Source organism: Gilvimarinus gilvus (genome assembly GCF_030518155.1).
GTDB classification, from domain to species: domain Bacteria; phylum Pseudomonadota; class Gammaproteobacteria; order Pseudomonadales; family Cellvibrionaceae; genus Gilvimarinus; species Gilvimarinus gilvus.
On the sequence record NZ_JAULRU010000302.1, the window covers coordinates 1 to 3978 of the forward strand.

Here is a 3978-nt window from a genome sequence, read left to right on the forward strand (position 1 = left end):
CCCTTACGTACTCAGACTCTCAGGCTGGTTCGTAATCTAGACGCCACTTTGACGGTGTGTGCCCACCCATCGAAAAGTGGCAACGACGAGTACGGGCCAGCCTGGAAGTCCCGCAGGGCGAGGCCTGAAGCGCACATCTGCTGCGCCTTGCCTCTAGCAAAGGGAACCACCCTGTCCATCGAGACAAGGCGCGACATCTGCACGCTTCAGGCTACGCTGAGCATGCATGGGGTTTTTCAACAGCCTGCTAGTCCCAACCGCATGGCGGAGGCTGCATGGGTAAAAATAACATAAGATGGATTGCTCGGCAGGGGTTATATCTGACTTTCGCCTTGTTTTTCCCCTATCAAGCGTTCCCGGATACACTTGAGGTGCGGTACTGGGGCGGCACACCAGGTCGCGTTGAGTATGAGTTGGAGGTGCTGCGAGAGGCTTTGGATGCCGCGAGTGATGCACCTTACACCGTTCAGCATAACGTTCAAAGTTATGGCAGTGATCGTGGTCGTCAAGAGATTGCATTGGGTGATCGGGTTAATGTCTATGCGTCTGCGTATCAGCACGACGCACTCGTTACGACCGGCCAGTTAATCCCCGTTGAACGGCCTCTGTTAAAAGGTTTGCTCGGCTACCGGTCGTTGATTGTGCGTAAACAGGATCTGGCCAAATTTGCGGCAATGACCCGTTTGTCTGATCTGCAACAGGTCGTTGTAGGGCAGGGCTCTGGCTGGTTTGACGCCCAAGTTTATCGTCATAATGGCATTGAGGTCGATGAAAGTGCACGTTTCCGGTTGTTGCTCGGCATGTTGTCACACAAAAGATTCGATACCGTTATTCTCGGCGTCATGGAGGCCGCTCCAACGCTGGCGGGCAGCCAGTATGCCGATGAACTGTCTGTTGTACCTGGGCTAGGTGTTTACTACCCCCATCCTTTGATTTACTACGTCAGCGCTAATGCCCCGCAACTGGCCGAGCGTTTGCAGCGCGGAATGGATCTATTGCAGGCCAATGGCAAGCTCGATATGTTGTTTGCGCAACACTATGGTGACCTGATTGAAACCATGCGCGCCAGTTGGCAACACTTGATCATTCTTGAGCATCCCAATACGCCACTCGAAGGTGCGTTGGATGCACCCGTGTTCAAACCCTATATACGACCGCCAAGTTTTCAATAGTTTACATAGCGCGACAGTGTTTTTCAGAGCAAACGGTATTCTGATACTGAACTTGTTTACAACACTGGAGTGAAAAAATGAGTAAATTGATCCCCCAACTATTAATCGCAGGCGTTTTGTCTTTTAGTGCGGCCGCTTTCGCCGGACCACATGGGTCCGGGGGTGCAGCGGGGCATTTTTTGCTAAAGGAGAGGGTAATTGAGAAGCTGTCCTTGAGCGAAGAGCAAGTGAGTCAAATACGTGTGTTGGCCGAAAATTATGAAGCTGTCTATCCGCGCGATAGCCGCGCTCGTGAGGAGCATCGTGCCAGCATGCAAGCGCTAATGAACGCCGAGACCTTCGACAATGCAGCGGCGGCTGAATTGGTGGATGCCGGTGATGAGCGCAGGATCGCGACCATGAAACTGCGCTTTGATATTAACCAAGTGCTTAGCGACGCACAGCAAGAGCAACTGCATGCTTTTCAACGCAAAATGCAAAAGCGCGGAAAAGGAGGCTCGGGTAAGCGTTAAAATTACTCGGTTAGCGAATCTGCGCAGTGAAAATAGGGGGCCTTAACGGGCCCTTTTTTGCGTGGTATCAGCCCGATAAATCGAGCTGTAAGCCGCCACTTTTCGCATGACCAGCACGAATACGAATGCCCTGAGCCTGGGCCGCCGCAAGCGTAATGGCGAGCCCTAAACCGAAGTTGCCCTGATGGCTGCGCGCGGGATCAGCGCGGTAAAAGGGTTCGAACAGGTGTTGTATTTGCTCGTCGCTTACGCCGGGCCCATTGTCTTCAATGGTTAATAGCCAACCGCTGTCCGTTTGCTTTAAATAAAGCTGAACGCTGGTGGCATAGCGACACGCGTTGGCAAGTAAGTTGTCGAAAATACGCAGCATCAAATGAGGTTTGCAATACGCTTCAAGGAACGCTGGTCCGGAATAGGTAATGTCGGTTCGTTCCGACTGGAACCGCCAATCTTCGACGCTCGATTGGATTAAATTGACCAAGTCGACCCGGGTGCTTTGCTCTTTGTATACCGAGCCTTCCAGTCGTGCCAATGTAAGTACTTGCTCGATGAGGTGATCCAACGTATTGCACTCTTTTTCAATGCGCTTAACGTGGCTGTTATCCATTTGTTCGGAGAGCATTCCCGCTGCCAATTTCAATCTCGTCAGTGGCGATCGCAGTTCATGCGACACGTCCGCGACTAAGCGTTGCTGGCTTGCCATGGCAGCCTGTAATTTGTCTGCCATGCTATTAAACTCGTGCGCCAGCTCCCCGAATTCGCCCTTACCCGGTGCGACGCGCACATCCAATTGGCCATTTCCCAACTGACGTGCGGCTTGAGTCAAAGCTTGCACCGGGCGACTTAACCAACGCGCCAATATGAGCGACAAAATCAGCACTAAGCACATGGAGCCTGCCAGTCGCCACTTAGGTGAATCGTAGAGCAGTTGTCGCCAGGCCGAAACGTGCGTACGCGGCATCATCCAGAATGCTTGGTAATCCCCTGACTTGGTGGTGATGGTAAATGGGCCGATAACCTTAATACCAGGGCCAAGCTTCATTACATGTACTTGGTCGACATCGAACAAAGGTGTAAGTCGCCAGTGCCGTCTTTGATCTCGTATCGGGTTGCCTGATTTAGGGTCAAGAATAATCAGAGTGTGGCCAATACGGCTGCGCATAATCTGATGAATGTTGGCGGGCTGACGACTGTTAATACTGCGGCTGTACATTTCGAGCTTTTCAGCATCTCTGGCGGTGGGCTGACGGAGTTGGGCTCTATCGTCAAAGTAGTGGCTTGCGAAAAAATTGCCCACTATGAGTAGCGTGAGAGACAGCCAAAACCACAGGAACAGACGTCCGGCAAAGCCGGCGACCTTCAGTTTCATGACAGGTTATGAACCAGCAATTGATAGCCACTGCCCCGAATGGTTTTAATGGCCTCAATGGGGTTGATCGCGGTGAGTTTTTTGCGAATATGCGATACATGAATGTCGATGTGACGATCGTACGGCAATAGCTTGCGGCCAAATGCACGTTCACAAATAATGTGTTTTTCGACAATTTCCCCGGCTGATTTAAACAGCACATGTAACACGCGAAATTCAGCCGCGGTGAGATCGACGACTTCACCGTAATAATGGGCCTGCATATTGGCACTATTAAGCACAAGCGCACCGGCTGAGTTGGGTTCTGGTACCATCCTGCGCAGTATGGCGTGAATACGGGCCAGCAATTCTCTGTGCGAAAACGGTTTGGCCAGGTAGTCATCTGCACCCAGCTCTAAGCCTAATACCCGATCGATTTCATCGCCACGGGCGGTTAGCATTAATACTGGCACCCTTGAGCGTTGGCGCAATTGTTTAAGCACATCAAAACCGCTCAGTTCGGGCAGCATAACGTCGAGTAAAATCAGTTCTGGTGGGTCATTCAGGGCAGATTGCAGGCCTTCTCGGCCCGTGTATTGGCAGGTAACCAGATGCTCGTGTTCGCTCAAATATTCGCTGAGCATACCACACAAGTCCTGATCGTCATCGATAATTAATATTCGGCTCATATCTAATTGTATGCCGCGTCGGAGCCAGAGTAAGACGATTTACGTTATTTTACGAACGGGCCCCAAAAAGTTTTAGGGGCCCGACCGGAGTAAATTTCGACTAAGGAGCATCTGATCAAGTCTCCAGTGGTCTCTGCGCGAGTCAAAACGTTCACTCGGCAAGGCGCGCTTCGCAGGCAATGGCCATAGTCCTTGGCAAGAGGTGCAACACAGCGGATGGACGTTTTGGCCGCGCCCTTCGGGGCTTGCAGAGCTTT

At 51.8% G+C, this 3978-nt stretch carries 5 protein-coding genes; 3 read left to right on the forward strand and 2 right to left on the reverse strand.

Going from position 1 to position 3978, the window contains the following annotated elements; genetic code table 11:
* The 3 genes from QWI17_RS04930 to QWI17_RS04940 form a co-directional block, all read left to right on the forward strand.
* Positions 1-294: hypothetical protein (locus tag QWI17_RS04930; RefSeq protein ID WP_302721396.1), on the forward strand; the 294-nt coding region annotated here is incomplete at its 5' end.
* On the forward strand, positions 276-1172 hold the full coding sequence (locus tag QWI17_RS04935; protein ID WP_302721397.1) for a transporter substrate-binding domain-containing protein: 897 nt from the start codon (positions 276-278) through the stop codon (positions 1170-1172). The genes QWI17_RS04930 and QWI17_RS04935, both read left to right, overlap by 19 nt.
* A 77-nt stretch (positions 1173-1249) precedes the next feature.
* Positions 1250-1684, forward strand: coding sequence for a Spy/CpxP family protein refolding chaperone (locus QWI17_RS04940; protein ID WP_302721398.1), 435 nt, complete (start codon positions 1250-1252; stop codon positions 1682-1684).
* Between the two features lie 67 nt (positions 1685-1751).
* Here QWI17_RS04940 and QWI17_RS04945 read toward each other — a convergent pair whose 3' ends face one another.
* Together QWI17_RS04945 and QWI17_RS04950 are read right to left on the reverse strand one after the other, a co-directional pair.
* Positions 1752-3053, reverse strand: coding sequence for an ATP-binding protein (locus QWI17_RS04945; RefSeq protein WP_302721399.1), 1302 nt, complete (start codon positions 3051-3053; stop codon positions 1752-1754).
* Positions 3050-3721 carry a response regulator transcription factor gene (locus tag QWI17_RS04950; protein WP_302721400.1) on the reverse strand — a complete coding sequence of 224 codons (672 nt, stop codon included), beginning with the start codon at positions 3719-3721 and terminating at the stop codon, positions 3050-3052. The genes QWI17_RS04945 and QWI17_RS04950 overlap by 4 nt, the downstream gene beginning before the upstream one ends.
* Positions 3722-3978 lie beyond the last annotated feature (257 nt).

Excerpts from the sequence above, each read along its gene's own strand:
- QWI17_RS04935 (WP_302721397.1), top strand. The coding sequence starts at position 276 with ATGGGTAAAAATAACATAAGATGGATTGCTCGGCAGGGGTTATATCTG.
- QWI17_RS04940 (WP_302721398.1), top strand. The coding sequence starts at position 1,250 with ATGAGTAAATTGATCCCCCAACTATTAATCGCAGGCGTTTTGTCTTTT.
- QWI17_RS04945 (WP_302721399.1), bottom strand. The coding sequence starts at position 3,053 with ATGAAACTGAAGGTCGCCGGCTTTGCCGGACGTCTGTTCCTGTGGTTT.
- QWI17_RS04950 (WP_302721400.1), bottom strand. The coding sequence starts at position 3,721 with ATGAGCCGAATATTAATTATCGATGACGATCAGGACTTGTGTGGTATG.